Here is a 25,807-nt window from a genome sequence, read left to right on the forward strand (position 1 = left end):
GTTTGCAGCATTATATCAGGCTGCGACCATAACATTGATTCGCCAATGCGATTCAGGCGAAAAGGAGGCCAATATGGCACAAGCATTTGATGCAGCGGCCCAGCAGGTATTATTAACACAGCGTGCTGAAGAAGCGCTGGCGCTGGCAAAAAAATTAGGCGCAGATGCTGCTGAAGTAGGCGCCAGTGTAGATCAAGGCCTTGGAGTAAGCGTACGTCTTGGTGAAGTAGAAACTGTCGAGCTTTCACGCGACCAGGGAATTGCCATTACGCTATACGTTGGTCAGCGCAAGGGCAGTGCCTCGTCTACCGACGCCAGCAGCGCGTCAATTAAAGCGACCGTAGAAAAAGCCTTAGCCATTGCCCGTTATACGGGGGAGGACCCTGCCGCTGGTTTGGCGGATGCAGCGCTAATGGCCACTGATCTACCTGATCTTAAAGTGCACTATCCCTGGGCGTTAACAACAGATGAGGCCATTGATCTGGCGCTAGCGTGTGAAAAAGCCGGGCGTGACGTAGCGGGTATTCATCAGTCAGAAGGTGCCTCACTATCGAGTGGCGAAGGCGTTCGTGTTTATGCTAATAGCCATGGTTTTCTGGGCACCCAGAAGGGCAGCAGTCATTCACTCTCCTGTATGTTGATTGCCCAAGATGAGAAGGGTATGCAGCGTGATTATGATTACACGTCAGCGCGAAATCCTGCCATGCTTCGAGAACCTGAGGAGGTGGGCCGCGAAGCGGCGTCACGCACTCTACGTCGGTTAGGCGCTCAACGGCCGCCAACAGGTACTTTCCCAGTACTGTTTGATCCGTCACTTTCTAGCGGTTTGATAGGCCACTTGATGGGGGCATTGGCAGGCGGGGCACTTTATCGTGAATCCTCTTTCTTATGTGACCGTTTAGGTAGCTCGCTATTCCCAAACTGGTTTGGCTTAGAAGAGCGGCCTATGGAAGTGGGAGCGTCAGCTAGTTCGCCGTTTGACGCAGAAGGCGTTCAAACGCGCAATAACCGCTTTATTGAGCAAGGTACGGTGGCAAGTTATATGTTGTCTGCTTACAGTGCGCGGCGCTTGGGAATGCAATCCACGGGCAATGCAGGCGGGGCGCGCAATTTACGTTTACTAGCACCGCTAACGTCCCGGGATGATTTGCTAAAACAGATGGGTCGTGGCATTTGGGTGACTGAACTAATGGGGCAGGGGGTTAACGGCGTAACAGGTGATTACTCACGAGGTGCCGCAGGCTTCTGGATTGAAAACGGCGAAGTGCAGCATCCTGTCGAGGAGTTCACTATCGCTAGTAACTTGAATAGCATGTTTGCGGGCTTAGTGGCTGTTGGCGATGACACAGACACCCGTGGCAGCATTCACACGGGTAGCTGGCTAATTGATGCAATGACCATTGCGGGTAGCTAGTAACAAGCTTAACAACTAATGAAGCCAGCCGTGTGGCGAATTACTTGCAGTAGATGTTACCTGACATTATTGCTCTTCATCAAAACGCGCGTCGAACAACGCTTCTATAGCTTCTAATGCTTGTTCGGCGTCGTCTCCTTCAGCATGTATTCTCAACTCGGTGCCGCAGGGGGCAGCCAGCATCAGCAGTGACATAATGTTAGCGGCATCTGCCATCTGCTGTTGTTTGTAGACGTGAATATTGGCCGAAAATTGTTGGCCACACTTGACGAGTTTCGTCGCTGCACGGGCATGAAGACCGCGCTGGTTAGTGAGTGTTAACGTTCTTTCAGGCACTCTGGTTCCTTTTTGCCGAGTGGGGTCGTTAAGAAAAGGCGTTAGTTATTGCTGTTGTGCTTATGTTTCGCTGGTTGAAGATGTGGGCGCAAAAGGCAACGTTTCACTTAGGGTGTACTGCAACCCTAGTTCACGATGGCGGAGTTGAACCTCGCCTGTGTGCCTAACTAGCTTTTGCGCTAAGTCTTCTACCATGTAAACAGAGCGGTGCTGCCCACCGGTGCAGCCAATGGCAATCGTCATATAGCTACGCTGGCTATTTTGATAGGCAGGCAACCACTTTTCCAACCATACCTGAATATCATTACTCATCTCTTCCACTATGGAATAACCACTTAGGAAAGTAACGATTTTAGCATCGCGCCCAGTATATTGGCGTAACGTAGGATCCCAGTAGGGGTTTGGTAGACAGCGCACGTCAAAGACTAGATCTGCATCGAGCGGCACGCCGCGTTTGTAGCCAAACGATTCAAACGTAAGGGTAAGTCTATCTTCTCGCTGCTGGGCAACCTGATCTGTTATTCGGCGTCGCAAATCGTGAACCGATAAGCGAGAGGTGTCGATCATTAGGTCTGCGAGATCTCGAATGTCGAGCAGGGTTTCTTCTTCTTTATCAATTGCTTCTTCTAACGTCATATCACTATCCCGGGTTAGCGGGTGTCGCCGCCGCGTAGCAGAATAGCGTTCAAGAAGTATGCGAGCATCCGTAGTGAGATAGATAACTTGAAAGTGAATGCTTTTCTGGCGTAAAGCCTCGAGCATTGTCGGCAATTGCTGTAAAGCTGCTGGTAGATTGCGAGCATCAATGCTGACCGCTAGCTGAGTGCGCTCTCCTTGCTCACGCAGTTCATCTACTAGGGAGCCAAGTAGCATGGCAGGTAAGTTATCGATGGCGTAATAGCCAAGATCTTCTAACGCTTGTAAGGCGATAGATTTACCGGACCCTGAACGGCCGCTAATGATCACCAGTTGCATAGATTTTCTCTTGGCATGCCAATCAAAATGGGGATAAACGTTAGTTTAGCGTGTAGTGCTTAGCGGTGGGCCATCTAGGTAACAGGCTGCTCGCGTATTTTCGCTGTGATGAGTTCTAAAAGCTCACGCTGGCTTGTGGATTTACGCAGTTGTTGACGTGTGTCGACGTTATTCATAATAGACGCCACTTGACCTAATAATGCTAAGTGGGTGTCGTCTGCCTCTTCAGGCACCAATAGCACGAATACAAGATCGACTGGATCACCATCAATAGCATCAAAATCTACCGGCTCAGCAAGCTTTAAAAAGCCAGCGATGGGCGAGCTGCAATGAGGGCTACGTGCATGAGGAATAGCAACTCCGTTGCCTATTCCTGTGCTTCCTAGGCGTTCGCGTCCAATAAGACGGCTAAACACTTCTTGGCTGTCTAAACTTGGGATGTTTTGTGCAATGAAGGTGCTGAAAAACTCCAGCACCCTCTTTTTACTGCCCCCAGGAACGTCATAGAGAACGCGCTCTGGGGGGAGGATAGTTTCCAACGTCATTGAATTAACGCACGCCTGCGCCTTGGGCGCGAGCTTGTGCTTTTTCCTTATGTTTAACGAGTTGACGATCAATTTTGTCTGCTAGCGCATCAATGGCTGCATACATGTCATTATCTAATGCTTCTGCGTGTAGGTCTGCACCGGCAGCATGCAGCGTGCAGGCAGCTTGCTGGCGCTCCTTTTCAACAGATAAGGTCACTTGTACGGTAGTAATATTGTCGTAATGGCGCTCAACGCGTTCCAGCTTTTCATTAACATAGTCACGCAAGGCGTCAGTCAGTTCTACGTGATGACCAGTGATATTTACTTGCATTGACGTGCTCCTTATCCGTCGGACTGTTCTTCGATTGTAACCCTTTTTGCGCTATTGCAAAGCCCTTAAACAGACTTTGTCTCTTTAGCGCTGTTTTATCAGCGTAAGCGGCGACGTTCGCTGGAAGAAGGAATGCCCATCGACTCGCGATATTTGGCCACTGTACGCCTCGCTACATTAATGCCTCCCTCTTCCAAAAGCGATACAAGACGGCTGTCTGAGAGAGGTTTGCCGGGCGGTTCATCTTGCACCAGTTTTTTGATTCGTGCACGGATGGCGGTGCTAGAGTGGCTGTCACCTCCGTCTTGCCCGCTCACTTGGCTGGAAAAGAAGTATTTGAGTTCAAATACGCCGCGCGGGGTATGGATATATTTCTGGGTGGTGACCCTGGAAATAGTAGATTCATGCATTTCCACAGCGTCTGCGATATCCGCTAAAATTAACGGTTTCATAGCTTCTTCGCCGTGTTCCAGAAAGCCTATCTGGCGAGCGATAATTTCTCGGCCAACACGCAGTAGCGTATCGTTTCGGCTTGAGAGGCTCTTGATTAGCCAGCGCGCTTCCTGAAGGTGCTCCTTTAAAAACTGGTTATCCTGGCTTTTGTCAGCCCGTTTGATAAGACTTGCGTAGTCAGGCTGAATACGCAGTCGTGGCAGTGCTTCTGGGTTTAGTTCCAGGTGCCAGCCTTCGTTGTCATGGCGAACCACTAGGTCTGGCGTTACATAGCTGTCATCGGTGTCTCCAAAGGCGCTGCCTGGGCGAGGATCAAGGCTGCGGATCAAACGAATTACATCATCTAGCTGATCATCATCCAAGCTTAAACGTCGCTTTAACAAACGCACATCATCCTTACCGAGCGCTTCAAGAAATTGACGCACTAGCCTCTTGGCAGGCATAAGCAGCGGTGTATCTTCCGGTAGTGAGGCGAGCTGCAACATTAAACATTCGCGCAGATCACGAGCAAATACGCCGGTGGGTTCAAACTGTTGAAGACGCAGTAAGGTTGTTTCAACTTCACGCTGGCTAAGCCCTTCATGACCTTGGGCCTTAAGCCCCTCGCGGATGTCATTGAGGGGCTGAGTTAGATAGCCATTAGCATCCAGAGCATCTATAAGGCTTTCTGCGATGGCATGGTCGCGAGAGGAGAAATCCGTCATGGCGAGCTGCCAAAGTAGGTGGCCATGTAAGCTTTGACCAGCGGCTTGACGTTCAAAATCAGGCCCCTCGCCGCCGCTGCTATGGTTGCCTAGATCCTGATAAGTGTCTGACCAGTCACTATCAGTGGAGAGTTCGTTAGGAATGCTGTCGGACCATTCCGTTTCCTGGGGTTCACTAACAGCCTGTTCGCCGAATTCGTCTTCCTGCTCAAGCATTGGGTTGGCATCAAGTGCTTGCTGAATTTCTTGACGAAGGTCCAATGTTGATAGCTGCAGCAGGGCAATCGCCTGCTGCAGCTGGGGTGTCATGGTCAGCTGTGTGCCGATACGCAATTGAAGAGAAGCTTTCATGACCATCTGAGAACCACTCGTTTATCAGAAAGCTCCACCCTAGTGCGAGTTATGGTTTGGTGCAAGTGCAATAAGCATGCCACAGACACAATTTTTCAGGCAGGTGGTTGTTTACAGGCGAAAATCAGCACCTAAATAAACATCTCTTACCTTTTGGTTGTTGAGAATTTCTTGTGGCGGGCCGCTAGCGATGATGTGACCGTCGCCAACAATATAGGCGATATCGCAAATATCCAGCGTTTCTCGCACATTGTGGTCAGTAATCAATACGCCTATATGACGTTTTTTAAGTGCTCGGATAATTGCTTTAATGTCGCCTACTGAGATCGGATCGACGCCAGCGAACGGCTCGTCAAGCAAAATAAAGGCAGGTTCTGTTGCGAGGGAGCGAGCAATCTCAACACGTCTACGCTCTCCACCTGAAAGGCTCATACCTAAATTGTCGCGAATGTGGGTGATATGAAAATCTTCCAGTAGCGTCTCAAGACGTTGTTCGCGGGCGCTGTGATCAAGTGCTTTACGAGTCTCCAAGATTGCCATGATGTTATCGGCAACGGATAGTTTGCGAAAAATAGAGGCTTCTTGAGGCAGATAGCCAATCCCTGCCATGGCGCGCTCGTGCATAGGAGCATGCGTTAAATCAAGCCCATCAATGCCTACTTTTCCTGCATCAGACTTTACTAGGCCGACAATCATATAAAACGATGTTGTTTTGCCTGCGCCGTTAGGGCCAAGCAAACCGACGACGCTGCCTTGAGAGATCTCTAAATTTATGTCCTTAACCACGCGACGGCGTTTATAGCTTTTGGCTAAGTGATGGGCATAGAGTGTTTTTATCGGCGCCTCTTCGAATGTTGGTTTTGATGATGTGGTCTGAGGTGCTGGCTCTGCGCTATTTGTCGCCACTGGGCGCTCCCTATTGTTCTGGCTGAAGCGTCATTCGGATACGTTGTGGCTCACCACCACTCACGTCAGAGCGGGCCTGAACCACGCCTTGGTCAATGAAATACTCTAATCGGCCGCCCTGAAAACGATCTGTTTGCTGGGTAAGTTCGGCTTGATCAATCAGTTCTACTCGGCGTTCGGCCACATGATAGATAATCCGCTTTGCCCAGCCTTCCATCGGGCTAGCCTGACCTTCGGGTTGGTTGCGTATATAGGCTCGCTCACCGGTTGCCACGGCGCGCGATAGTTCGCCAGCATCATTGCGCTGGATTTCAACGCGATTGCCGCGCAGCTGCATATTGCCCTGCCGAATATCGACATTCCCAAAATACACGGCGGTGCCCGCTCGTTGGTCTAGATCTAACCGGTCAGCTTCTACTTCTACAGGGGCTTGGCTTTGTGCCATGACCGGTAGCGCTGCCGCAGAGAGGGGTAGCGCAATGGTGAAGAGTGCTGTACGAATGAGAGCGTTCATTGCGGCTCCTACGGAGAACGAGTGGCAGGCGGATGAGTGCCGCGCACGTTATTGGTTAAGCGAATCTGGCTATCATCTAGCCATATATCCATGCGTGATGCGTCAAGGCGCTGAGGCGGTTGCTGTAGCACTGTTTTGGAATCGCTCCAGGCATGACGCGTGACGCCATTATAATGTAATAACTCTGTATTGAGCTGCCAGCCCTCATCAGGTGAGAGCAGCTGGGCAGAGCCGGCTAATGTGAGTGCCTGTGTATCCGTATTTAGGGTACCTGTCTCAGCTGTAGCCAGCCATTGGCGTTCTTCACTATCAAAGAGTGTCGCTATGGGAGAGGTAACATCAGTCATCGCTGTCTGCGGGGTGTGCACTAAGCGTGGCGTCATTAGCGATTGCTGAATGGTGCCTGTGTCACCAAATAGTGTCATTTCCGCATTTTCAAGTACGTGACCTGGCTCTTGAGCCCTCGCATCGGGATTAAACGATTGGTCTTTATATCCACGCGGGTCTATCCAGGCAAGTATACCCCCCAGCACCACCACAAGCGTGGTAATCCAAAACCGTTTCCTAACCCAAAAGCGCATTACGATTGACCGTGTAAATATGTATCTAACACAGCGTCCCAATGACCTTGAGACATCAGTAAAGTATCGCAGATTTCACGCACAGCACCGTGGCCGCCAAGCCGATCAGTGATCCAATCAGCATGGGTATGCATATAATCAGGGGCATTAGGGACAGTGATGCCAACGCCTGAGCGTTTCATCGGTGCAAGGTCTGGCAGGTCATCGCCACAATAAGCAACATGCTCTAGTGTGATATCTAGGCGTTGGCAAAGCGCGCGTAGCGTAGTGAGTTTATCCTCACACCCTTGATATACATGCGTAATGCCCAAAGAGGCGGCACGTTGGCTGACCATAGGTGAATCCCGCCCGGTAATTAAGGCAACATGGATACCTACGCGCTTCAATAGCTTGAGACCGTGACCGTCTTGGGTATGAAACGCTTTGATTTCGATGCCATCCGCTTGAAAGTAGAGGCGGCCATCAGTAAGTACGCCGTCAACATCAATCGCCAGTAGTTTTACGCGGCGAATCCGGTCTTGTAGTGCTTCAGGTAGGGCCATATAGCCTCCCTATTATTAACGTTTAAAAAGATGGTTATATAACGCCGCTAGCAAGTAGGTCGTGCATATGCAGCGCACCAATGGGACGCTGCTGATCATCCACAACTGCGAGTGCGGTAATTCGACTATCTTCCATAATGCGAACGGCTTCAGCCGCCAATATATCGGGTCCAATACGTTTTCCAGGGCGCGTCATAACATCATCGACGATGACGTCACGCAGGTCATGAAACTGATCCAGCGTTCGGCGTAAGTCACCGTCGGTATAGACGCCTGCAAGACGCCCCTCACTATCCACTACACAGGTAAAGCCCAGGCCTTGCCGGGTGATTTCTATAAGTGCATCACGCAAGGGGCTGCCTAGTGCCACTTGGGGGAGGCGTGTCCCGTTGTGCATCAAATCTTTAACGCGAAGGAGCAAACGTTTGCCCAGGCTACCTCCTGGATGTGAAAGTGCAAAATCCTCAGCGGTAAATCCGCGTGCTTCCAATAACGCAACAGCCAAAGCGTCGCCTAAGGCAAGTGCTGCAGTGGTTGAACTTGTTGGCGCTAGGTCGAGAGGGCAGGCTTCGCGCTCAACGCCACTATTGAGGTGTGCATCCGCATGTTTAGCCAATGTTGAGCCAGGACGGCCGGTCATACTAACAAGAGGAGTGCCTAAGCGTTTCAGTAGCGGCAGTAGCGCGGTAACTTCTGCTGTTTCACCAGAGTTGGAGAGTGCTAATACGACATCCGCCCGGGTAATCATGCCGAGATCGCCGTGACTGGCTTCGCCTGGGTGTACAAAAAAAGCAGGCGTACCGGTGCTTGCCAATGTAGCTGCTAATTTCCCCGCAATATGACCTGACTTACCCATGCCAGTCACGACAACACGGCCATGGCAGGCAAGAATCAGCTCGCAAGCGTGGTCAAAATGTTCATCAAGTTTGGCTTGTAGCCCACCAATGGCTGCCTGCTCAATTTGTAAGGTGCGCAGCGCACTTTCACGCAGTGGGCTAGGGGTCGATAGTGGCTGGCGCATAAGGTGGTCTCTTTTTCATTAGCGTTAAAACAGTAAGAATAACATCTCGGCGCAGATTGTAGGGTATGCGCGCACTGTCCTGACAAGAACAGCCACAATGAGTGAATCTGTTACTGTGAGTAGCGTTAAGTTACGATGTTCGATAATATTTCGAAAACACTGTTTTTTAAACTATCTGTTTTTCAGATTAACTGTTTTTTTAAACTATCTCGCTTGCAGGCGACCAGCTTATGCTAGTGCTGTCACGGCAAGACGATCATCAAGGCCAGCCAGCCCATGACAGATGTTCCCTTCATAGAAATTGAAGATTTGTACTTCTCGCGAGGAGAGCATGATATTTTTCGCGGAATCAATATGACGATTTCGCGTGGCCAAGTGACCGCTATTATGGGGCCAAGTGGTACAGGTAAAACGACCCTTTTAAAGCTGATTGGTGGCCAGTTAACACCCGACCGAGGGCGAGTGTTAATCGATGGTCAAGACGTGCACCGCCTGTCACGTAAAGCCCTCTTCAGTCTTCGTAAGCGCATGGGGATGTTGTTTCAGAGTGGTGCGTTATTTTCAGACCTTGATGTGTATGAAAATGTCGCGTTTCCGCTTCGAGTGCATACCAATTTGCCAGATACTATGATTCGCGATCTTGTGCTTCTCAAGTTGCAAGCGGTGGGGTTGCGCGGGGCAAGGCACTTATCGCCTGCTGAGCTTTCGGGGGGGATGGCGAGACGTGTGGCTTTGGCACGTGCGGTAGCGCTTGACCCAGAGCTAATCTTGTATGATGAGCCTTTTGTCGGCCAAGATCCTATTTCAATGGGTGTGCTTGTCCAGCTTATTAAACGGCTTAATCAGGCGTTGTCACTTACGTCAGTGATCGTTTCACACGATATCAAAGAGACTCTTAGTATTGCGGATTACCTGTACTTAATCGCCGATGGACAGGTGGTTGCTTCTGGCACGCCACGCACTTTAGATACAAACCAAGACCCGCGGGTGAGTCAGTTTATTCACGGTGAGCCTGATGGCCCCGTGCCGTTTCATTACCCAGCTGAGACCCTCTACCGCGATATTCTAGGCCAAGCCTCTGCAGGGAAGGTGCGCTAAATGCAATCAAACATTAAACATGCTATCTCGCATGTTGTTCGGCTTGGGCGAAAAGGATGTGATGCCTTGGAGTCGTTAGGACGTGCAGGTATCTTCTTGGCGCAGTCTGCAGTAGGGGTTCCCTCGCGGGAAGGCTGGTTATTATGGCTACGCCAAGTACATTTTGTTGGTGTTTTGTCGCTTGCGATTGTCTTGGTATCGGGGCTGTTTATTGGCATGGTGCTTGCCCTCCAGGGTTACACCATTTTGGTTGACTTCGGTGCAGAGCAGGCGCTTGGTCAAATGGTGGCGCTTTCACTATTGCGTGAATTGGCACCGGTGGTCGCTGCGCTTCTGTTTGCCGGGCGCGCTGGCTCTGCTTTAACGGCAGAAATTGGTCTTATGAAGGCGACCGAGCAGCTGACAAGCATGGAAATGATCGGTGTTGACCCACTGCGCAGGGTCGTAGCTCCCCGCTTATGGGCTGGTTTTATCGCACTGCCTATTCTTACCGTTGGATTTAGCGTGGTGGGCATTTGGGGGGGCTATTTAGTAGGTGTGGAGTGGTTAGGCGTTTTCGAAGGCTCTTATTGGAGCAATATGCAGGCTAGCGTTTCATTTGTTGATGATATCGGTAATGGAATCATCAAAAGCCTTGTGTTCGCAGTGGTTGTTACCTGGATTGCGGTGTTTCAAGGGTATGACTTAGTGCCAACATCTGAAGGTATTTCACGTGCCACAACCCGCACAGTGGTGTATTCATCGCTTGCTGTTTTGGGGCTAGATTTTGTATTGACTGCCGTTATGTTTGGCGGTCTTTGAAGGGTGGAGCAATAACATGAAGCGCAGTAAAACCATGGAGTTTGGCGTTGGCTTGTTTATGCTGGCGGGTATCTTAGGGCTTGTTTTTTTAGGCTTACGTGTCAGTGGGATGACGCTATCGGCGCCTTCTGATACGTTTCGTCTTGAGGCAAGCTTTGCCAATATTGGTAGTCTAAAACCACGCGCGCGCGTCACTATGGCTGGCGTGACAGTGGGCCGCGTTGAGGCCATAGAACTTGATACTGAATGGTACGATGCGCGGGTAGTGCTGAGTCTTAATAGTGAACTTCAGGGTCAGCTTACTCAAGATACTACAGCAGCGATCTTAACGGCAGGTTTGCTTGGAGAGCAATATATCGGTTTAAGCGTTGGTGGTGACCCGAATATGCTTGAAGAAGGTGATGTCATTCGAGATACCCAGTCAGCCTTGGTGCTTGAAGAACTTATCCAACAATTTGTATCCAATATGGTTACTAACTGAGCACCTTCTGTGCTGCTAGTTGATATGAGGTGATTGTTATGAAGGAAAAGAGCGTAATGTTGGCTCGTCGTTTGCTTTTTTTGGTAGTACTAGCTTTTGTTTTACTGCCTTTTGTAGCTCAGGCCCAGTCAATGTCGCCAGAAGCGTTGGTGCGTGACAACGTTAAGCAATTTATGGAGCAAATCAACGGTAGAGAAGATTATTACGCCAATAATCTTGATGAGCTCAAAGCTCTAGTTAACGACAGCCTGAATGATGTGGCTGATTTTCGTTATATTGGCGCTAGCGTTATGGGTAGCTATTTTCGCAATGCAACGCCGGAACAGCGTAGTCGGTTCGCCGATGTATTTCGTCAAACGCTGATTGATACCTATACACGTGGCCTTGTGACGTTTGATTATGATGAGTTAAGAGTGTTAAGCGACCAGCGGGGCCAGCGTTATGAGGATCAAGCAAGCGTCGATATGGAAGTGGTTGCTAACAATGGACAAGTGTACCCAGTAAGTTACAGCCTGCGGCTCTCGGACGGTGAGTGGAAAGTGGTCAATGTCATTGTTAATGGCATTAATCTAGGGCTTACGTTCCGCAACCAGTTTGATCAGTCAATGCGCGAAAATAACCGAGATTACGATGCAGTAATTCGCAACTGGTCGCCTGAAATTGGCGTTGATGAGCTTGAGCAAGGGGGCAACGCGTGACGACGTTGTTATCTACGTCGCATGTATCGCTGATTGCGCAAGCCAATACGTTGTCGGTCAACGGTGACCTTACTGTCAATGCAGCGGCCGACGTGGCCGCTGTAGGTGTCAAATGGCTTGAAAGTGCTCAGTTAACGGAAGTTACTTTAGATTTTTTTGGCGTCACCAGGGCAAGTAGCGCGGCGATTAGCGTGCTATTTGAATGGTTGCGTGCTTGTCATTTACTGGGGGTTGTTGTTACGTCGATTATGTTGTCTGCCCCGCTTGAGCGGCTAACCTCGCTAGCTGAGCTTGATGCATTGATAAAATCGCCCAACGCTGAAGCCTAAGCGATTACTCAACATCGCCAAGTGGGCTGCTTTTCTTTATCATGTTTTCCACTATTTCAACGCCCTTACTTGTTTTAATGACCCCAAAGGAGTTTTTTACCCTATGCAACCCAATGAAGTAAAAGCACTGCTTGAGTCTCGCATTGATGGATGTGATTTTCATATCCAGGGTGAGGGCTGTAACTTTCAGGTGATTGCGGTTGGCGAAGCCTTTGAAGGTCTTTCTCCCGTTAAGCGTCAGCAGTTGGTTTACGCTGCACTGAGTGACGAAATCGCATCGGGCGCTCTTCACGCTATTAGCATCAAAACGTTTACTCCGGGGCAGTGGCAAACTGCACCGGAAAACGTTTAGTAGCGGCTGTTCCATGGATAAATTAATGATTACCGGCAATGGGTCGGTAGATGGTGAAGTGTGGGTAAGCGGTGCCAAAAACGCGGCACTGCCGATTTTGTGTGCCAGCCTTTTGGCAGATGGTCCGGTCATTATTGGTAATTTGCCTCATTTGCAGGACATTACTACTACGCTGGAGTTGCTAGGGCGAATGGGCGTTGAGCCTGTGATGGGAGAGAAGCTCAGTATCCAGCTTGACGGCTCTCAGGTAACACAGTGTCATGCCCCCTATGAGCTGGTTAAGAAGATGCGCGCCTCTATTCTAGTATTAGGGCCATTGCTGGCGCATTTTGGTAAAGCAGATGTGTCGTTACCAGGGGGGTGTGCAATTGGTTCGCGTCCAGTTGACTTGCACATTCGTGGCCTTGAGGCGATGGGCGCGGAGATTCGCGTTGAGGCGGGTTATATTCGTGCCCACGTAGATGGTCGCTTGAAAGGTGCCACCATCTTTTTCGATACAGTAACGGTAACGGGTACTGAAAATCTGCTGATGGCGGCTACGCTTGCAGAGGGCACCACTATTCTTGAAAATGCAGCGCGCGAGCCCGAGATTGTCGATCTTGCCGAGTGCTTAATCAAGATGGGGGCCAACATCCGCGGTCAAGGCACTGACACCATTGTCATTGAGGGGGTGGAGTCGCTGCATGGTTGTGAGCATGATGTCATGCCTGACCGTATTGAGACTGGCACTTTTTTGGTCGCAGCGGCCATGACGGGTGGGCGTGTGAAGGTAAAGCGCACCCGCGCTGACATTCTAGAAGCGGTGCTCGCGAAGCTTGAGGAAGCCGGTGCCGATATTACCAGCGGCGATGATTGGATCGCCTTAGATATGCACGGTAAGCGCCCAAAGGCGGTGAACATCCGTACGGCACCCTATCCTGCATTTCCTACTGATATGCAAGCTCAGTTTGTTGCAATGAATGCTGTTGCCGTAGGCCACTCGCGGGTGGTGGAAACCATTTTTGAAAACCGCTTTATGCACGTACAAGAGCTAAACCGGATGGGGGCAAATATTACCCTTGAAGGTAATGCGGCATTAATTGAAGGCGTAGAAAAGCTTTCAGGTGCGCCGGTTATGGCCACTGATCTGCGTGCGTCAGCGTCATTGGTGATCGCAGCCATGATGGCCGAAGGCGAAACGCTTGTAGATCGTATTTATCACATTGATCGTGGTTATGAGTGCATCGAGGAAAAATTACAGCTGTTGGGCGCGCGCATTCGACGTATTCCCGGCTAAGCCATGCTATTAACCATTGGCCTAAACAATGAGTAAGCAACTAATTTTAGCCCTTTCAAAAGGGCGTATATTGGATGAAACGCTGCCACTGTTGGCAGATGCGGGCATCGCCCCTGCAGAAGATTTGGGTAAAAGCCGTAAACTGCTGTTCGATACTAATTTGCCGAACGTAAAGTTGGTCATTATACGGGCAACCGATGTGCCGACGTACGTTCAGCTTGGGGCGGCAGATATGGGTATTGCGGGCAAGGATGTACTTCTCGAGCATGGGGTAGAGGGCTTGTATGAGCCATTAGACCTAGAGATTGCCCGTTGCAAATTGATGACGGCAGGTGTCACCGGTCAGTTGCCTGCTAAAGCGCGCCTTCGTGTAGCCACTAAGTTTGTTAACGTGGCAAGACGCTACTATGCCGAGCAGGGTATTCAGGCGGAAGTGATCAAGCTTTATGGAGCGATGGAGCTTGCGCCCTTAATGAATTTGGCTGATGAAATTGTGGATATAGTGGATACCGGTAATACGTTGCGGGCCAATGGCATGGAACCCCGTGAGTTGATTGCCCATATCAGTACCCGCCTAGTGGTGAATAAAGCATCCATGACCATGAAACATGATCAAATTAAGCCACTATTAACCCGCTTGGAAGAGGCGGTTAAAAAGCGCCAGACTCAGCCTATTGAATGACGCGAGGTTTACCATGAGCGATAAGTCCACAGCTACCATTGCACGTCTTTCAACCGCAGATGGGGCATTCCACCAGCATTTAAATGCGCTGTTGGACTGGGAAGGTGTGTCTGATAAGGCAGTGCAGGCTCGTGTTGAAGAGATATTGGCAGACGTCAAGCTGCGAGGCGATAGTGCTGTTATTGAGGCCACCAATCGCTTTGACCGACTATCGGTTGGTTGTATGGAGCAGTTGCGGCTATCGCCTGAGCAATTGAAAAAGGCGTTTGACAGTCTGCCTGATGAGCAGCGTGACGCGCTATCAGCTGCTGCTGAACGCATTAAGCGTTACCATGAGCACCAAAAGCCAACCTCATGGCAGTACGAAGAGGATGATGGAACGGTGCTTGGCCAGAAGGTGACGCCGTTAGACCGCGCAGGTATTTATGTGCCAGGTGGAAAAGCCGCTTACCCTTCCTCAGTGTTGATGAATGCTATTCCTGCTCATGTGGCTGGCGTGCGCGAAATCGTTATGGTGGTGCCGACCCCCGATGGTGTGCTGAACGATCTTGTGTTAGCAGCAGCGCACTTAGCGGGTGTCGATTATGTGTTCACGATAGGTGGCGCGCAGGCGGTAGCAGCGCTTGCATATGGCACAGAAAGTGTCCCGCGGGTAGATAAAATTGTCGGTCCAGGCAATATTTATGTGGCTACCGCCAAGCGGGCGGTGTTTGGCCAAGTCGGTATTGACATGATTGCAGGCCCCTCTGAAATCATGGTGGTATCCGACGGCCAAACAGATCCTGATTGGCTGGCGATGGACTTATTCTCCCAGGCTGAACATGACGAAGATGCACAAGCAATATTGGTCAGCTGGGATGTTGCTCATCTCGATGCGGTGGAGGCTTCTATTGAGCGCCTATTGCCGACCCTTGAGCGAGAAGGCATTGCGCGTGTTTCGCTGCAGCGACGTGGTGCGTTAATTCTATGCCAAGACCAAGCTGAAGCTATTGATTTAATCAATCGCATTGCGCCAGAGCACCTTGAGCTTTCAGTAGAGACGCCAAATACATGGCTTGATGGTATTCGTCATGCTGGCGCTATCTTTATGGGGCGGCATACGTCAGAAGCTTTAGGCGACTACTGTGCGGGGCCGAACCATGTGCTTCCTACGTCTGGCACGGCGCGTTTTTCCTCGCCATTGGGGGTTTATGACTTCCAGAAACGCTCATCTATCATTCACTGTTCGCCCGAGGGTGCATCTGAGCTTGGTAAAATAGCATCGGTGCTCGCCAGAGGTGAATCACTGACGGCCCATGCGCGTTCAGCTGAGTATCGTATTAACGATTAAGCGTTCCTTGTACAGGCGTTGATTTACATCAGAGCGGCTTACGAGTCGCTCTGATGCCCTCCAGACGTAGCATTAGTGGGCACGGGCCGTTCACCCACCTCTAGTGTTATGTCCATGCGCTCGCCGCCTCGCACTACCGTTAGCGGTAGTTCCGTGCCTGGTGGGATGGAGGCGATATCGCTCATTGTAGCGCGCGCATCCAAAATCACTTGGCCGTCAATAGACAGGAGTACATCACCCGGCTGTAAGCCTGCCTTGGCCGCTGGCCCATCTTTCACGACGCCGGCGACAATAACTCCTTGTGGAGTTCTTAGTCCAAATGATGCGGCTAGCTCGCGGGAAAGCGCTTGTGCTTCTATGCCTAACCAGCCGCGGATGACGCGACCGCGAGTTACAAGTTCGTTCAAAATGCTGTGGGCAAGGTTGGCTGGAATCGCGAAGCCAATCCCTTGTGATCCCCCTGATCGTGAGAAGATAGCCGTATTAATGCCCACTAAAGCGCCGTCAGGATTAACTAATGCTCCCCCGGAGTTGCCCGGGTTTATTGCTGCATCTGTCTGAATGAAGTCTTCATAGGCATTTAAGCCTAAGTGGCTACGTCCTGTGGCGCTAATAATACCCATCGTCACGGTTTGCCCAACACCGAAAGGGTTGCCGATAGCGAGTGCTACATCACCCACGGCCACCTGTTCAGAGTCAGCAAGCTCAATCACCGGTAAATCATCGAGAACAATGCGTAAAACAGCAAGATCGCTTTCTGGATCAGTGCCAATTACCTCGGCAAGTGTTTCCCGACCATCGCGAAGTGCTACCTGTATTTGGTCAGCGCCATTAATAACATGATGATTGGTCAACACGTAGCCGTCCTGGCTGACGATAACACCAGAACCCAGGCTCGATAGCATTCGCTGGTGGGTGGTAGCATCGTCGCCGCTGAAAAACTGCTGGAAAAATGGGTCAGACATCAATGGGTGCTGGTCGCGCTCAACAATGCGCGAGGAGTATATGTTGACGACGGCTGGTGCCGCTTGATTCACCGCGTTTGAATAACTGGCAGGCCCTTGGTTACGGTTAAGTGGTTCCGCTTGCCGTATTTCAGGAGCTGGTCGGTTTGCTGCCGGTTCACCACGGGTAGGCACCAGTGGGGAGGGGGGTTCGACGGTTGCTGGTGGCGTTTGTCGAAATGGGTTAGGTAAATATTCTGGAAAGGCAAGTAACACCAATGCGGCGAGCAATAGCCCGGTGATGATTGGCCATATATAGGGCAGCACAGAGCGGTGCATGCGAAGTTTCCTCAGCGGATGATAGTCTAAAATAGTCGCGAGGTTCGCGATAACGCGAAGCGAGATTTACAATAGCGCTATCGTAACACTTTATTGAGACGTTCCTCACGACAGCCTGTTAATCGCTTTAAGGAGTCAGTGTGATTCATCGCGACCAATTAGTAGCCGCCTGTGATCATCAGCTGCGATCATCGCAATTTAAAGACTTTACCGTTAACGGCCTTCAGGTAGAAGGGAGGGATACCGTAAAGCGAGTAATGTCGGGCGTGACGGCCTGCCAGGCGTTGCTAGAGGAGGCAGTATCTTGGCAAGCAGATATGGTATTAGTACACCATGGATATTTCTGGAAAAATGAGCCAGTCGCTATTACCGGAATGAAGAAGAGGCGAATTAAAACGCTGCTTGATAACGAAATGAGTTTACTTGCTTATCACTTGCCATTAGATGCGCATGCAGAGTTTGGCAATAATGCCGAGCTGGCAAAGCGTCTGGGCTGGAAGGTAGAAGGTTGCATTGACGGTGAGATTGGAGAGGGTCTGTTGTGGTCTGGTCGATTGGCGGAGCCGCTGAGCGTAAGTGAAGTAGGCGCTCAATTAGCCTCAGTGCTTTATCGCACGCCTTTAGTTATCGAGGCGCCTGACGCTGGCCCTGTAGAGCGTATTGCCTGGTGCACCGGTGGTGCTCAAGATATGATTACAGCGGCGTATGAAGCTGGGGCGCAAATGTTTGTGTCTGGTGAGATATCAGAGCGTACGACGCATTTGGCTAGAGAGATGGGAATTCACTACATTGCTGCAGGACATCACGCGACTGAGCGATTTGGTGTTCAGGCGCTGGGCGAATGGTTAGCGAGTGAGTATGGCGTAATACATCGCTTTGTCGACATCGACAACCCAGCCTAGGAGCTTGTATCAAGCATCCGCATTAGCTTACTGTGCGGATGCTTTCAAAGGCATTGGCCTCATTAGGTGTTATTAATAACGAGGTGGTTGTGCTTTGTTTGAATCAGTATCTTTCTGACTATCCTTTAAGCCAAAGTCTTCAGACAGCGTGCCACTTTTGCCGTCTGCATAGTCACGAGGCGTATTAACATCGCTTTCGCTACCAGTGGTAGTCATTGAGCTGTTCTGGGTGGTTGTCGCTGTAAAGCTTGTTCCAAGCTTCCACTCAGCAGCTTCTTTCTCAATGTGCTGCTCTAACTGATCAGCTTCATGGCGAAGATTAATTAAATGTTGTTGGATGCCAGAGAGATGACTTCCCATGCCTTTTTTTAACTCGGCTATTTGATGCTCACGTTCAAGCAGTGCTTGCTTTAAGGTGGCATGGTCACGCTGACCTTTGCTAAATAAGCGATAGCAGACCAGGCCAATAGCAAACCCAATAATAAGACCGATAATTGCAAAAGTGAATGGCGAGCTTGCTTCCACAGTTTTCTCCCTATAGGTGATGCGTGCCACCAGCTGCATGGCGAAACTTAACAGATAGCTTAACAGACAACTTAACAAAACTTGACCATTATAGGCGCGTATCCGTCGGTTGGGTCAATCCGCTCATGCGCTCAGTCGTTAAGCAGCGTATAATATTTTCTTTTTTATTTGAGCAAGCTGTGTCCTTGCAGTGATACAGCGTCGTTCGAGATGTGCGCTGTGGGAGCGAATTGATGTCATCATTATCTGCACGTCAATACAGTGAGCAGGCGAGCCGATTAACGCCTTTTGCACGGTATCAAGAAGACCTAAAGCGCGACGACTTTCAGTATGACCCAGCCCAAGAGCAAGCGGTTAAGCATCTTCAGCGTCTGTACGATGAGTTACTGGCTACGCCTGCTGTCGCTCCTAAAGCCGTTATTGCTAGCAAAGGGTTGAAAGCGAAAATGGCTGGTCTACTTGGTAAAAAAGCCAGCTCAGGTGAGCCAGCGCTACCCGAAGTGAAGGGGCTTTATTTTTGGGGTGGAGTGGGGCGTGGTAAAACGTATCTGGTTGATACCTTCTACGAAGCTCTTCCTTTTCCTGAGAAAATGCGTACCCACTTTCATCGTTTCATGCAGCGTGTTCATAATGAGTTAACGCATTACAAAGGTGAAAAGAACCCTCTAACGCTGATTGCCGGGAAGTTTGCTGCTGAAGCGCGTGTCATCTGCTTTGATGAGTTTTTTGTTAAAGACATTACTGATGCAATGATTCTGGCTAATTTACTTGAGGCGTTGTTTGAGCGTGGGGTGGTATTAGTAGCGACATCAAACATCATACCTGATGACCTTTATAAAGATGGGTTGCAGCGTGCAAGATTTGTTCCTGCTATAGAGCTAGTTAACCGCCACTGTGAGGTCGTTAATGTCGACTCGGGTGTTGACTACCGTTTGCGTGCTTTGGAGCGGGCGGAAATTTTTCATGCGCCGCTTGATGAGGCGGCAGAGCGGGAGTTGAGCAGAAGCTTTTGCGAAATAGCTGGCAATGAGGGTGAAGAAGGTGCGCCTCTAGAAATTAATCATCGCGTTTTGAAGACGCGCCGTCTGCATGATGACGTGGCATGGTTTGAGTTCGCTGAGCTGTGCGATGGGCCGCGTAGCCAGAATGATTACATAGAGCTTGCCAGAGAATTCCACACGGTTTTGGTTTCTAACGTTATTCAGATGAATGCAAAGACAGACGACCAGGCTCGAAGGTTTATTAATATGGTCGATGAGTTTTATGATCGCGGGGTTAAGCTGTTGATGTCGGCAGAGGTAGCGGTTGAAGCACTATATAGCGATGGAAAGCTGACATTTGAATTTCAGCGAACTTTGTCACGTTTGCAGGAGATGCAGTCTAAAGAGTATTTAGCATTACCTCATAAGCCATAAGCTGGCAAGCAGGCCTCTGGGGTTCAATCAGACTGCCGTTAAACATGGTGTCGGTAAAAATGTTGTTTGCAACAACATCACTACGAGTCAGCGATACTAATAAAAAACGACGGCGGCACTTAACTTGCTGCCGCGCTTGCTGTAGAATACCGCCTCGCTACATGTTGCTTGGGCTTTTCTGGCAACCAAAAAAAATAGGGATGGTGCTTCATCGCTTATTTAGCGGTGTAAGTTACCCAATACACTTAATCTGGTGATTTCATCCATGAAGACGTTCAGTGCTAAGCCGCAGTCCGTCCAGCGCGACTGGTATGTAGTCGACGCTACGGACAAAACGCTCGGTCGTCTGGCAACCGAGATTGCTCGCCGCCTGCGTGGCAAGCATAAGCCCGAATTTACTCCTCACGTTGACACTGGCGACTACATCGTCGTTATCAATGCTGAAAAAGTCCATGTAACCGGTAACAAGGCGAAGGCTAAAACCTATTATCGTCACACTGGTTACCCGGGCGGTCTGCGCTCTATGACATTCGACAAAATGCTTGATCATGCGCCTGAGCGCATCATTGAGTCTGCCGTTAAAGGTATGTTGCCGAAAGGTCCTTTGGGTCGCGCCATGTACTCCAAGTTGAAAGTGTACGCCGGTGCCGAGCATCCGCATGCTGCCCAACAGCCGCTTGAACTGAACATCTGAGGAAATCTTCGCCATGACACAGCAGTATTACGGTACCGGGCGCCGCAAGACTTCCACCGCTCGCGTGTTTATGAAGCCGGGCTCTGGCAAAATTACTGTCAACAACCAAGACCTTGACCTTTATTTTGGTCGTGTTACTGGTCGTATGGTTGTTCGTCAGCCGCTTGAGTTGACTGAGACGCTGAACCAGTTTGACATATTTGTCACTGTTGCTGGCGGCGGCGGCTCCTCCCAAGCAGGTGCTATTCGTCACGGTATCACTCGTGCCCTGATGAACTACAATGAAGATCTGCGCCCGACCTTGCGCGCTGCGGGTTACGTAACTCGTGACGCTCGCCAAGTTGAGCGTAAGAAAGTCGGTCTGCGTAAAGCGCGTCGTCGTCCGCAGTTCTCTAAGCGTTAATTTTACGCTATGCGGCAAAAACGCCCAGGTCAACGACCTGGGCGTTTTTTGTTGGAATATCAAAAAATTATAACGCTTATACCACCATGGTCACGGGCAGTTGTTCTTGTGCAGAGCGCTTTGTTTTTTTAACATAGAGCGTATTTGATATTCGTCGCCGCAAGACGCCTTTGCGGCGGAACGGGTAAGCTGATGGGAGAAACCAGAAATGGCAGATAACGGCGTAAACAAAGGTCGGCGCCGTTTCCTCGTGGGCGCCACCTCCGTTGTTGGGGCGGTGGGTGCTGTCGGGGTTGCGGTCCCCTTTGTGGCTTCTTGGCAGCCTAGTGCCAAGGCAAGGGCGGCAGGTGCGCCAGTTCAAGCAGATATATCGAAGCTTGAACCTGGACAGCGCATGACCGTCGAGTGGCGTGGACGGCCGATTTGGATTATTAATCGTACGCCTGAGATGATCGAGCGAACCGAAGCCTTAGATCCAGGCAGTCTTGCTGACCCTGATTCCGAAGTGCCTCAGCAGCCTGCCTATATCCAAGGTGGGTTACGCTCTATCAAGCCAGAGATAGGTGTGCTGATTGGTATCTGTACGCATTTGGGGTGTTCCCCGCTGTTTCGGCCTGAGCCGGATGCCGAAGGGGTAGGGGTGGATAATTGGCCGGGTGGTTTCTTCTGCCCATGTCATGGTTCTCGCTTTGACTTAGCCGGTCGTGTGTACACCAACGTCCCTGCGCCGACTAACCTTGAAGTTCCGCCTTACCGTTTTGAAAGCGATGATATCATCGTGGTAGGCGAAGACGAGGAGGCTGCATAATGGGTAATCCAGATAAGGCCAAAGCAGAAAGCGGTATCATGCGCTGGGTGGATGACCGCTTTCCTGCCACGCAGATGATGCAAGATCATCTCACGAAGTACTATGCACCGAAGAATTTCAACTTCTTCTACTTGTTTGGCGTCCTGGCATTGCTGGTGCTGGTGAACCAAATCCTGACGGGTGTGTGGCTAACAATGAGCTACAACCCTTCAGCAGAAGGTGCGTTTGCCTCCGTTGAATACATCATGCGTGATGTGGAGTGGGGCTGGTTGATCCGTTATATGCATACCACCGGCGCCTCTGCCTTCTTTGTGGTTATTTACATGCATATGTTCCGTGGTCTTTTGTATGGTTCGTACAAAGCGCCGCGAGAGCTAGTATGGATCTTCGGTATGACCATCTATCTCGCCTTGATGGCAGAAGCCTTTATGGGTTATCTGCTGCCATGGGGACAAATGTCATATTGGGGTGCCCAGGTTATTATTTCGCTGTTCTCTGCGATTCCAGGTATCGGTCCTGACCTTGCCCAGTGGGTGCGTGGTGATTTCCTGATTTCCGGTATTACGTTGAACCGCTTCTTTGCGCTTCATGTTGTTGCATTGCCCATTGTTATTTTGGCTCTTGTCGTGCTGCACATTATTGCGCTTCACGAAGTGGGTTCGAATAATCCAGACGGTATCGACATCAAGCAGAAGAAAGATGAGACCGGTAAGCCGCTGGATGGTATTGCCTTCCATCCGTACTACACCGTGAAGGATTTGGTGGGTATTGCAATCTTCCTGTTTGTGTTCTGTGTGGTTGTTTTCTACTTCCCGGAAGGGGGTGGCTACTTCATTGAGAAACCGAACTTTGAGCCTGCTAACCCGCTGAAAACGCCTGATCACATCGCTCCAGTGTGGTATTTCACGCCTTTCTACGCGATTTTGCGTGCCATTACGTTCTCGCTGTTTGGGTTAGATGCTAAGTTCCTTGGCGTTCTCTTCATGGGTGGCGCAATCGCCGTTCTTTTTGTTCTGCCTTGGCTTGACCGTAGCCCGGTCCGCTCTATGCGCTACAAGGGCTGGATGTCCAAAGTTATGTTGCTGTTGTTTGCGATTAGTTTCGTCATTCTGGGTGTATTGGGCGTGCTGCCATCGACAGAGGGGCGGACCCTTCTGGCGCAGGTCTGTACAGCCATTTACTTCGCCTTCTTCCTGCTGATGCCGTTCTACACCAAGCTGGAGAAGACTAAACCCGTTCCGGAAAGGGTGACTGGCTAATGAAAAAACAACTATTTGCACTGCTCTTCGCGTTAGTGCCAGTAACGGCGATGTCGGCGGGTGGCGTGAGCGTAGCTCACAGCATGGACCCTGATCTTCAGGACCAAACATCTTTGCAAAACGGCATGAAGCTCTATGTCAATTACTGCATGGGGTGTCATTCGCTAGAGCATCAGCGGTTCGCGCGTGCTGCAGAGGATTTAGGTATTCCCCAGGAGCTGGTGGAAGAGAACCTTATTTTTTCCTCTGATCTTGCGTTTAACGACCAGATGCACATTGCAATGGATCGTGGCGACGCCGAGTCTTGGTTCGGCGCTCCGCCGCCCGATCTGACGCTGGAAACTCGTCTGCGCGGTACCGACTGGGTTTATTCTTACCTGTTGGGGTTCTATAAAGACCCCAGTCGTCCGTTGGGCGTCAATAACACAGTGTATGAGCTGGTCGCTATGCCGAATGTGTTAGAGCCGCTCCAGGGTGTTCAGGAAATGGTTTGTTCGGAAACGGATCAGCCGGTGGCAGGCCAGTCACCAGATCCTTTATCGGGTAAGTACCAGTCTTGTGACGTGCTGCAAGTTACCCAGCCAGGCTCAATGGAGCCTGCGGAGTTTGAGGAAGCGGTTTATGACCTGACGAACTTCCTTGCTTACGTTGGTGAGCCGTCTAAGCTCCACGCGCAGGCATTGGCTCCAAAAGTGCTGATCTTCATCTTTATCTTTGGTGTAATTGCTTACCTACTCAAGCGTGAGTACTGGCGAGACGTTCACTAACGATCAAGTGATGACAGGCATGTCGGGCGCACGGCGTAAGCCGTGCGCCTTTTGTTTATCTAGCCATGCGTAAAGCAAAGCGGGTTAGCTTCCCATAAGCTAGCTCTGGCATGTTATGATCAATGATTGTTTTGATGTGAGGATGCTTTCATGGGTGTTGTGGCCAAGCGGTCGTCGATGATCTTTTACTCGGGTAATGATGATCATTTCAGTCATCGTGTGCGCATTGTTCTGGCTGAAAAGGGAGTGGCGGTTGATATCGTTGATGTCAGCGATGAGCGGCCGCCGGAAGAGTTGGCTGACCTCAACCCGTATAACAGCGTGCCAACGCTGCTAGATCGTGACTTGGTACTCTACGAGTCTAAAGTGATGATGGAATATCTGGATGAGCGTTTCCCTCATCCTCCGCTGTTGCCTGTTTATCCGGTGGCGAGAGCGCAAAGCCGTTTATGGATGCACCGTATTGAGCGCGAATGGTGCCCGATGCTGGAGCAAATACGCACAGGTGGTAAAAAAGAAGCGGAAAAGGCGCGTAAAGAGCTGCGTGAAAGCCTTATTGGCATTTCGCCCATCTTTGAAGATATGCCCTATTTTATGAGCGAAGAATTTACGCTTGTAGATTGCTGTCTAGCGCCTATTTTGTGGCGTTTGCCTGAGCTGAATATTGAGCTGCCTGAAAAGCAGGTAAAGCCACTACTAAGCTATATGTCACGTGTGTTCGAACGTGAAGCGTTTAAAGCATCTTTAAACGAGCGTGAAAAAGAGATGCGCGCTTGAATTCATACTGCCTCTTTTCCTTAATTTGGCAAGGAGGCTTACTTGTTAGGAGGGGGAAGCCTTATGAAATCGAGCCGTCCCTATCTCGCTAGAGCGCTTTATGAGTGGCTATTAGATAACGAACTGACCCCGTATGTGGTGGTAGATGCTACTCAGCCAGGCGTAGAAGTGCCTCGTCAATTTGTTCAAAATGGACAAATTGTATTAAACGTTGCGCCTACCGCTGTACGTGATCTGTTTATGGAAAATCAAGCGATTGGTTTTAGTGCACGTTTCAGTGGTCAGCCGATGCAGGTAATGATCCCGACGCCAGCGCTTATTGCGATTTACGCCCGTGAAAATGGTGCTGGCATGGTGTTTGGTCATGAGCCTGAGTTGGATGCAGCAGAGTTTGACGACACGGAGTTAGGTGATGACTTGTCTGATTCACTTGGTGAGTCGTCTAAGCCTGAGTTAACGGTAACAGAGCCAGTGCCTGAGAACGAGGGCAAGACGTCTACGCAGGCGTCTGGTAAAGCGACGAAGAAGCCGACGCTGAGGGTAGTCAAGTAAGCAAGCCGATTAGCTTCGTTGTCGGTGGTTGCAGTCTAACAGCAAAAAGCCTCGCTTTGGTGGTTTGCCTTAAGCGAGGCTTTTTTGTTGGTCGTACTACTTAATCAATATAATCAAATACTTTAACAATACGTTGAATGCCGCCTACAGAAGATACGGCATTAACAATTCGGTCACCTTCCTCGCGTGTCACCATACCCATCAGGTACACATTTGCATTTTCTGTAGTCACTTTCAATTTTGATGAGTCGATACGATCATTCGTAGCGAGCTGGCTAATAACATTGGTGGTGAGCCAAGTATCTGTTAAGCGTTGGCCGGCAGGTAAGTTGGCTGCAATGCTTAATTCGTTATGCACTTGGCTGACGCCACGGAGAGACTCTGCTACTTCGCCTGCCTTTTTGCGCAGCTCTTCGCTCGGCACTTGGCCCACAAGAAGCAATGAACCGTTATAGCTGTGCGCTTTGATGCGCGCGTCTCTTAACCGAGCATCTGAGCGCGCCAGGGCGCGCTCAGTTTCGCGCTCAATGGTTGCATCAACTGCTTCAACATCGCTGCTACGCTGACCATAATTAGAAGGGTTAGAGGCAGCATTGTTGGCACATCCAGCAAGAAAAATAGTGCTGACAATCGCAACGGCAATCATCTTTTGTGAAAAATAACGCAGGGCCATAAGGGTGACTCCTTTCGTGGTTTTTGGGTGGGCCTTCTGCCACTTTG

The 25,807-nt window shown here is 50.3% G+C and carries 32 protein-coding genes; 19 read left to right on the plus strand and 13 right to left on the minus strand.

Annotation, left to right across the window (positions count from 1 at the left end; genetic code table 11):
- The first annotated feature begins 73 nt into the window (after positions 1 to 73).
- A complete protein-coding gene (pmbA, locus tag CR46_RS0109540; protein ID WP_030072264.1) occupies positions 74 to 1,414 on the plus strand; it encodes a metalloprotease PmbA in 1,341 nt (446 codons plus the stop codon).
- A gap of 66 nt (positions 1,415 to 1,480) precedes the next feature.
- On the opposite strand, the gene CR46_RS0109545 is transcribed toward pmbA, so the two are convergent.
- The 10 genes from CR46_RS0109545 to CR46_RS0109590 all read right to left on the minus strand — a co-directional run bounded on the left by CR46_RS0109545 (position 1,481) and on the right by CR46_RS0109590 (position 8,655).
- A complete protein-coding gene (locus CR46_RS0109545; RefSeq protein WP_030072267.1) occupies positions 1,481 to 1,750 on the minus strand; it encodes an HPr family phosphocarrier protein in 270 nt (89 codons plus the stop codon).
- A gap of 60 nt (positions 1,751 to 1,810) precedes the next feature.
- Positions 1,811 to 2,725, minus strand: a complete 915-nt coding sequence (rapZ, locus tag CR46_RS0109550; RefSeq protein ID WP_030072268.1) for an RNase adapter RapZ — start codon at positions 2,723 to 2,725, stop codon at positions 1,811 to 1,813.
- Between the two features lie 74 nt (positions 2,726 to 2,799).
- Positions 2,800 to 3,270 (minus strand): PTS IIA-like nitrogen regulatory protein PtsN, encoded by a 471-nt coding sequence (gene ptsN / locus CR46_RS0109555; protein ID WP_030072270.1) that lies wholly within the window; start codon positions 3,268 to 3,270, stop codon positions 2,800 to 2,802.
- A 4-nt stretch (positions 3,271 to 3,274) separates the two neighbouring features.
- Positions 3,275 to 3,583 (minus strand): ribosome hibernation-promoting factor, HPF/YfiA family, encoded by a 309-nt coding sequence (gene hpf, locus CR46_RS0109560; protein WP_027335376.1) that lies wholly within the window; start codon positions 3,581 to 3,583, stop codon positions 3,275 to 3,277.
- Between the two features lie 98 nt (positions 3,584 to 3,681).
- On the minus strand, positions 3,682 to 5,097 hold the full coding sequence (locus CR46_RS0109565) for an RNA polymerase factor sigma-54 (RefSeq protein ID WP_030072278.1): 1,416 nt from the start codon (positions 5,095 to 5,097) through the stop codon (positions 3,682 to 3,684).
- A gap of 105 nt (positions 5,098 to 5,202) precedes the next feature.
- Complete coding sequence (gene lptB / locus CR46_RS0109570) at positions 5,203 to 5,928, minus strand: LPS export ABC transporter ATP-binding protein (protein ID WP_030072280.1); 726 nt, start codon at positions 5,926 to 5,928, stop codon at positions 5,203 to 5,205.
- A 79-nt stretch (positions 5,929 to 6,007) separates the two neighbouring features.
- The gene (lptA, locus tag CR46_RS0109575; protein ID WP_030072282.1) at positions 6,008 to 6,511 is read right to left on the minus strand and encodes a lipopolysaccharide transport periplasmic protein LptA; all 504 of its coding nucleotides are present in this window, start codon (positions 6,509 to 6,511) and stop codon (positions 6,008 to 6,010) included.
- A gap of 8 nt (positions 6,512 to 6,519) precedes the next feature.
- Complete coding sequence (gene lptC / locus CR46_RS0109580; RefSeq protein ID WP_030072284.1) at positions 6,520 to 7,092, minus strand: LPS export ABC transporter periplasmic protein LptC; 573 nt, start codon at positions 7,090 to 7,092, stop codon at positions 6,520 to 6,522.
- Positions 7,092 to 7,634, minus strand: a complete 543-nt coding sequence (locus CR46_RS0109585; protein WP_030072287.1) for a KdsC family phosphatase — start codon at positions 7,632 to 7,634, stop codon at positions 7,092 to 7,094. The genes lptC and CR46_RS0109585 overlap by 1 nt, the downstream gene beginning before the upstream one ends.
- Before the next feature lie 34 nt (positions 7,635 to 7,668).
- On the minus strand, positions 7,669 to 8,655 hold the full coding sequence (locus tag CR46_RS0109590) for a KpsF/GutQ family sugar-phosphate isomerase (RefSeq protein WP_030072289.1): 987 nt from the start codon (positions 8,653 to 8,655) through the stop codon (positions 7,669 to 7,671).
- Positions 8,656 to 8,931: 276 nt separating this feature from the next.
- On the opposite strand from CR46_RS0109590, the gene CR46_RS0109595 reads away from it, so the two are divergent.
- The 9 genes from CR46_RS0109595 (at position 8,932) to hisD (ending at position 15,702) form a co-directional block, all read left to right on the plus strand.
- The gene (locus CR46_RS0109595; protein WP_030072291.1) at positions 8,932 to 9,753 is read left to right on the plus strand and encodes an ABC transporter ATP-binding protein; all 822 of its coding nucleotides are present in this window, start codon (positions 8,932 to 8,934) and stop codon (positions 9,751 to 9,753) included.
- On the plus strand, positions 9,754 to 10,554 hold the full coding sequence (mlaE, locus tag CR46_RS0109600) for a lipid asymmetry maintenance ABC transporter permease subunit MlaE (RefSeq protein ID WP_030072293.1): 801 nt from the start codon (positions 9,754 to 9,756) through the stop codon (positions 10,552 to 10,554).
- A gap of 16 nt (positions 10,555 to 10,570) precedes the next feature.
- Positions 10,571 to 11,035, plus strand: coding sequence for an outer membrane lipid asymmetry maintenance protein MlaD (mlaD, locus tag CR46_RS0109605; protein WP_030072294.1), 465 nt, complete (start codon positions 10,571 to 10,573; stop codon positions 11,033 to 11,035).
- 56 nt (positions 11,036 to 11,091) lie between these two features.
- Positions 11,092 to 11,733 (plus strand): MlaC/ttg2D family ABC transporter substrate-binding protein, encoded by a 642-nt coding sequence (locus CR46_RS0109610; RefSeq protein ID WP_404813863.1) that lies wholly within the window; start codon positions 11,092 to 11,094, stop codon positions 11,731 to 11,733.
- Entirely contained in the window at positions 11,730 to 12,062 is a 333-nt protein-coding gene (locus tag CR46_RS0109615; protein WP_030072298.1) for an STAS domain-containing protein, read from the plus strand. The genes CR46_RS0109610 and CR46_RS0109615 overlap by 4 nt, the downstream gene beginning before the upstream one ends.
- A gap of 103 nt (positions 12,063 to 12,165) precedes the next feature.
- Positions 12,166 to 12,414: a BolA family protein gene (locus tag CR46_RS0109620; RefSeq protein WP_030072300.1), complete on the plus strand. Its 249-nt coding sequence runs from the start codon at positions 12,166 to 12,168 to the stop codon at positions 12,412 to 12,414.
- A gap of 13 nt (positions 12,415 to 12,427) precedes the next feature.
- Positions 12,428 to 13,690: a UDP-N-acetylglucosamine 1-carboxyvinyltransferase gene (gene murA / locus CR46_RS0109625; RefSeq protein ID WP_030072302.1), complete on the plus strand. Its 1,263-nt coding sequence runs from the start codon at positions 12,428 to 12,430 to the stop codon at positions 13,688 to 13,690.
- Positions 13,691 to 13,718: 28 nt separating this feature from the next.
- A complete protein-coding gene (gene hisG, locus CR46_RS0109630) occupies positions 13,719 to 14,372 on the plus strand; it encodes an ATP phosphoribosyltransferase (protein WP_030072304.1) in 654 nt (217 codons plus the stop codon).
- 13 nt (positions 14,373 to 14,385) lie between these two features.
- The gene (gene hisD / locus CR46_RS0109635) at positions 14,386 to 15,702 is read left to right on the plus strand and encodes a histidinol dehydrogenase (RefSeq protein WP_030072306.1); all 1,317 of its coding nucleotides are present in this window, start codon (positions 14,386 to 14,388) and stop codon (positions 15,700 to 15,702) included.
- Positions 15,703 to 15,740: 38 nt separating this feature from the next.
- Here hisD and CR46_RS0109640 read toward each other — a convergent pair whose 3' ends face one another.
- A complete protein-coding gene (locus CR46_RS0109640; protein ID WP_030072308.1) occupies positions 15,741 to 16,985 on the minus strand; it encodes a Do family serine endopeptidase in 1,245 nt (414 codons plus the stop codon).
- Between the two features lie 140 nt (positions 16,986 to 17,125).
- Between CR46_RS0109640 and CR46_RS0109645 the strand changes: the two genes are divergently transcribed.
- Entirely contained in the window at positions 17,126 to 17,887 is a 762-nt protein-coding gene (locus CR46_RS0109645) for a Nif3-like dinuclear metal center hexameric protein (protein ID WP_030072309.1), read from the plus strand.
- A 72-nt stretch (positions 17,888 to 17,959) separates the two neighbouring features.
- Here CR46_RS0109645 and CR46_RS0109650 read toward each other — a convergent pair whose 3' ends face one another.
- Positions 17,960 to 18,451, minus strand: coding sequence for a ZapG family protein (locus CR46_RS0109650; RefSeq protein ID WP_232222368.1), 492 nt, complete (start codon positions 18,449 to 18,451; stop codon positions 17,960 to 17,962).
- A 194-nt stretch (positions 18,452 to 18,645) separates the two neighbouring features.
- Between CR46_RS0109650 and zapE the strand changes: the two genes are divergently transcribed.
- From zapE to CR46_RS0109690, 8 genes are all read left to right on the plus strand, one after another.
- Positions 18,646 to 19,827 (plus strand): cell division protein ZapE, encoded by a 1,182-nt coding sequence (gene zapE, locus CR46_RS0109655; RefSeq protein WP_030072312.1) that lies wholly within the window; start codon positions 18,646 to 18,648, stop codon positions 19,825 to 19,827.
- Between the two features lie 265 nt (positions 19,828 to 20,092).
- Positions 20,093 to 20,521 carry a 50S ribosomal protein L13 gene (rplM, locus tag CR46_RS0109660; protein WP_009721993.1) on the plus strand — a complete coding sequence of 143 codons (429 nt, stop codon included), beginning with the start codon at positions 20,093 to 20,095 and terminating at the stop codon, positions 20,519 to 20,521.
- A 13-nt stretch (positions 20,522 to 20,534) separates the two neighbouring features.
- Positions 20,535 to 20,924, plus strand: a complete 390-nt coding sequence (rpsI, locus tag CR46_RS0109665) for a 30S ribosomal protein S9 (protein WP_030072315.1) — start codon at positions 20,535 to 20,537, stop codon at positions 20,922 to 20,924.
- 208 nt (positions 20,925 to 21,132) lie between these two features.
- Positions 21,133 to 21,732, plus strand: a complete 600-nt coding sequence (gene petA, locus CR46_RS0109670; RefSeq protein ID WP_030072317.1) for a ubiquinol-cytochrome c reductase iron-sulfur subunit — start codon at positions 21,133 to 21,135, stop codon at positions 21,730 to 21,732.
- Positions 21,732 to 22,991: a cytochrome b gene (locus CR46_RS0109675; RefSeq protein WP_030072319.1), complete on the plus strand. Its 1,260-nt coding sequence runs from the start codon at positions 21,732 to 21,734 to the stop codon at positions 22,989 to 22,991. The genes petA and CR46_RS0109675 overlap by 1 nt, the downstream gene beginning before the upstream one ends.
- Positions 22,991 to 23,758 carry a cytochrome c1 gene (locus CR46_RS0109680; protein WP_030072321.1) on the plus strand — a complete coding sequence of 256 codons (768 nt, stop codon included), beginning with the start codon at positions 22,991 to 22,993 and terminating at the stop codon, positions 23,756 to 23,758. The genes CR46_RS0109675 and CR46_RS0109680 overlap by 1 nt, the downstream gene beginning before the upstream one ends.
- 150 nt (positions 23,759 to 23,908) lie before the next feature.
- Complete coding sequence (gene sspA, locus CR46_RS0109685; protein ID WP_009721998.1) at positions 23,909 to 24,535, plus strand: stringent starvation protein SspA; 627 nt, start codon at positions 23,909 to 23,911, stop codon at positions 24,533 to 24,535.
- A gap of 63 nt (positions 24,536 to 24,598) precedes the next feature.
- On the plus strand, positions 24,599 to 25,087 hold the full coding sequence (locus tag CR46_RS0109690; protein ID WP_030072323.1) for a ClpXP protease specificity-enhancing factor: 489 nt from the start codon (positions 24,599 to 24,601) through the stop codon (positions 25,085 to 25,087).
- A 100-nt stretch (positions 25,088 to 25,187) separates the two neighbouring features.
- Here CR46_RS0109690 and CR46_RS0109695 read toward each other — a convergent pair whose 3' ends face one another.
- Positions 25,188 to 25,760 carry a BON domain-containing protein gene (locus CR46_RS0109695; RefSeq protein WP_030072325.1) on the minus strand — a complete coding sequence of 191 codons (573 nt, stop codon included), beginning with the start codon at positions 25,758 to 25,760 and terminating at the stop codon, positions 25,188 to 25,190.
- Between the last annotated feature and the right edge of the window lie 47 nt (positions 25,761 to 25,807).

Origin of the sequence: Vreelandella neptunia (assembly GCF_000712975.1) — a bacterium.
In the GTDB taxonomy this organism is placed as follows: Bacteria; Pseudomonadota; Gammaproteobacteria; order Pseudomonadales; family Halomonadaceae; genus Vreelandella; species Vreelandella qaidamensis.

Coding starts and splice junctions, on each gene's coding strand:
- CR46_RS0109620 (WP_030072300.1), top strand. CDS start 12,166: ATGCAACCCAATGAAGTAAAAGCACTGCTTGAGTCTCGCATTGATGGA.
- petA (WP_030072317.1), top strand. CDS start 21,133: ATGGCAGATAACGGCGTAAACAAAGGTCGGCGCCGTTTCCTCGTGGGC.
- mlaE (WP_030072293.1), top strand. CDS start 9,754: ATGCAATCAAACATTAAACATGCTATCTCGCATGTTGTTCGGCTTGGG.
- sspA (WP_009721998.1), top strand. CDS start 23,909: ATGGGTGTTGTGGCCAAGCGGTCGTCGATGATCTTTTACTCGGGTAAT.
- CR46_RS0109590 (WP_030072289.1), bottom strand. CDS start 8,655: ATGCGCCAGCCACTATCGACCCCTAGCCCACTGCGTGAAAGTGCGCTG.
- CR46_RS0109565 (WP_030072278.1), bottom strand. CDS start 5,097: ATGGTCATGAAAGCTTCTCTTCAATTGCGTATCGGCACACAGCTGACC.
- zapE (WP_030072312.1), top strand. CDS start 18,646: ATGTCATCATTATCTGCACGTCAATACAGTGAGCAGGCGAGCCGATTA.
- rplM (WP_009721993.1), top strand. CDS start 20,093: ATGAAGACGTTCAGTGCTAAGCCGCAGTCCGTCCAGCGCGACTGGTAT.
- lptC (WP_030072284.1), bottom strand. CDS start 7,092: ATGCGCTTTTGGGTTAGGAAACGGTTTTGGATTACCACGCTTGTGGTG.
- CR46_RS0109610 (WP_404813863.1), top strand. CDS start 11,092: ATGTTGGCTCGTCGTTTGCTTTTTTTGGTAGTACTAGCTTTTGTTTTA.
- CR46_RS0109595 (WP_030072291.1), top strand. CDS start 8,932: ATGACAGATGTTCCCTTCATAGAAATTGAAGATTTGTACTTCTCGCGA.
- pmbA (WP_030072264.1), top strand. CDS start 74: ATGGCACAAGCATTTGATGCAGCGGCCCAGCAGGTATTATTAACACAG.
- murA (WP_030072302.1), top strand. CDS start 12,428: ATGGATAAATTAATGATTACCGGCAATGGGTCGGTAGATGGTGAAGTG.
- hpf (WP_027335376.1), bottom strand. CDS start 3,583: ATGCAAGTAAATATCACTGGTCATCACGTAGAACTGACTGACGCCTTG.
- mlaD (WP_030072294.1), top strand. CDS start 10,571: ATGAAGCGCAGTAAAACCATGGAGTTTGGCGTTGGCTTGTTTATGCTG.
- CR46_RS0109585 (WP_030072287.1), bottom strand. CDS start 7,634: ATGGCCCTACCTGAAGCACTACAAGACCGGATTCGCCGCGTAAAACTA.
- CR46_RS0109675 (WP_030072319.1), top strand. CDS start 21,732: ATGGGTAATCCAGATAAGGCCAAAGCAGAAAGCGGTATCATGCGCTGG.
- CR46_RS0109650 (WP_232222368.1), bottom strand. CDS start 18,451: ATGCAGCTGGTGGCACGCATCACCTATAGGGAGAAAACTGTGGAAGCA.
- CR46_RS0109680 (WP_030072321.1), top strand. CDS start 22,991: ATGAAAAAACAACTATTTGCACTGCTCTTCGCGTTAGTGCCAGTAACG.
- lptA (WP_030072282.1), bottom strand. CDS start 6,511: ATGAACGCTCTCATTCGTACAGCACTCTTCACCATTGCGCTACCCCTC.
- rapZ (WP_030072268.1), bottom strand. CDS start 2,725: ATGCAACTGGTGATCATTAGCGGCCGTTCAGGGTCCGGTAAATCTATC.
- hisD (WP_030072306.1), top strand. CDS start 14,386: ATGAGCGATAAGTCCACAGCTACCATTGCACGTCTTTCAACCGCAGAT.
- CR46_RS0109690 (WP_030072323.1), top strand. CDS start 24,599: ATGAAATCGAGCCGTCCCTATCTCGCTAGAGCGCTTTATGAGTGGCTA.
- rpsI (WP_030072315.1), top strand. CDS start 20,535: ATGACACAGCAGTATTACGGTACCGGGCGCCGCAAGACTTCCACCGCT.
- CR46_RS0109640 (WP_030072308.1), bottom strand. CDS start 16,985: ATGCACCGCTCTGTGCTGCCCTATATATGGCCAATCATCACCGGGCTA.
- ptsN (WP_030072270.1), bottom strand. CDS start 3,270: ATGACGTTGGAAACTATCCTCCCCCCAGAGCGCGTTCTCTATGACGTT.
- CR46_RS0109695 (WP_030072325.1), bottom strand. CDS start 25,760: ATGGCCCTGCGTTATTTTTCACAAAAGATGATTGCCGTTGCGATTGTC.
- hisG (WP_030072304.1), top strand. CDS start 13,719: ATGAGTAAGCAACTAATTTTAGCCCTTTCAAAAGGGCGTATATTGGAT.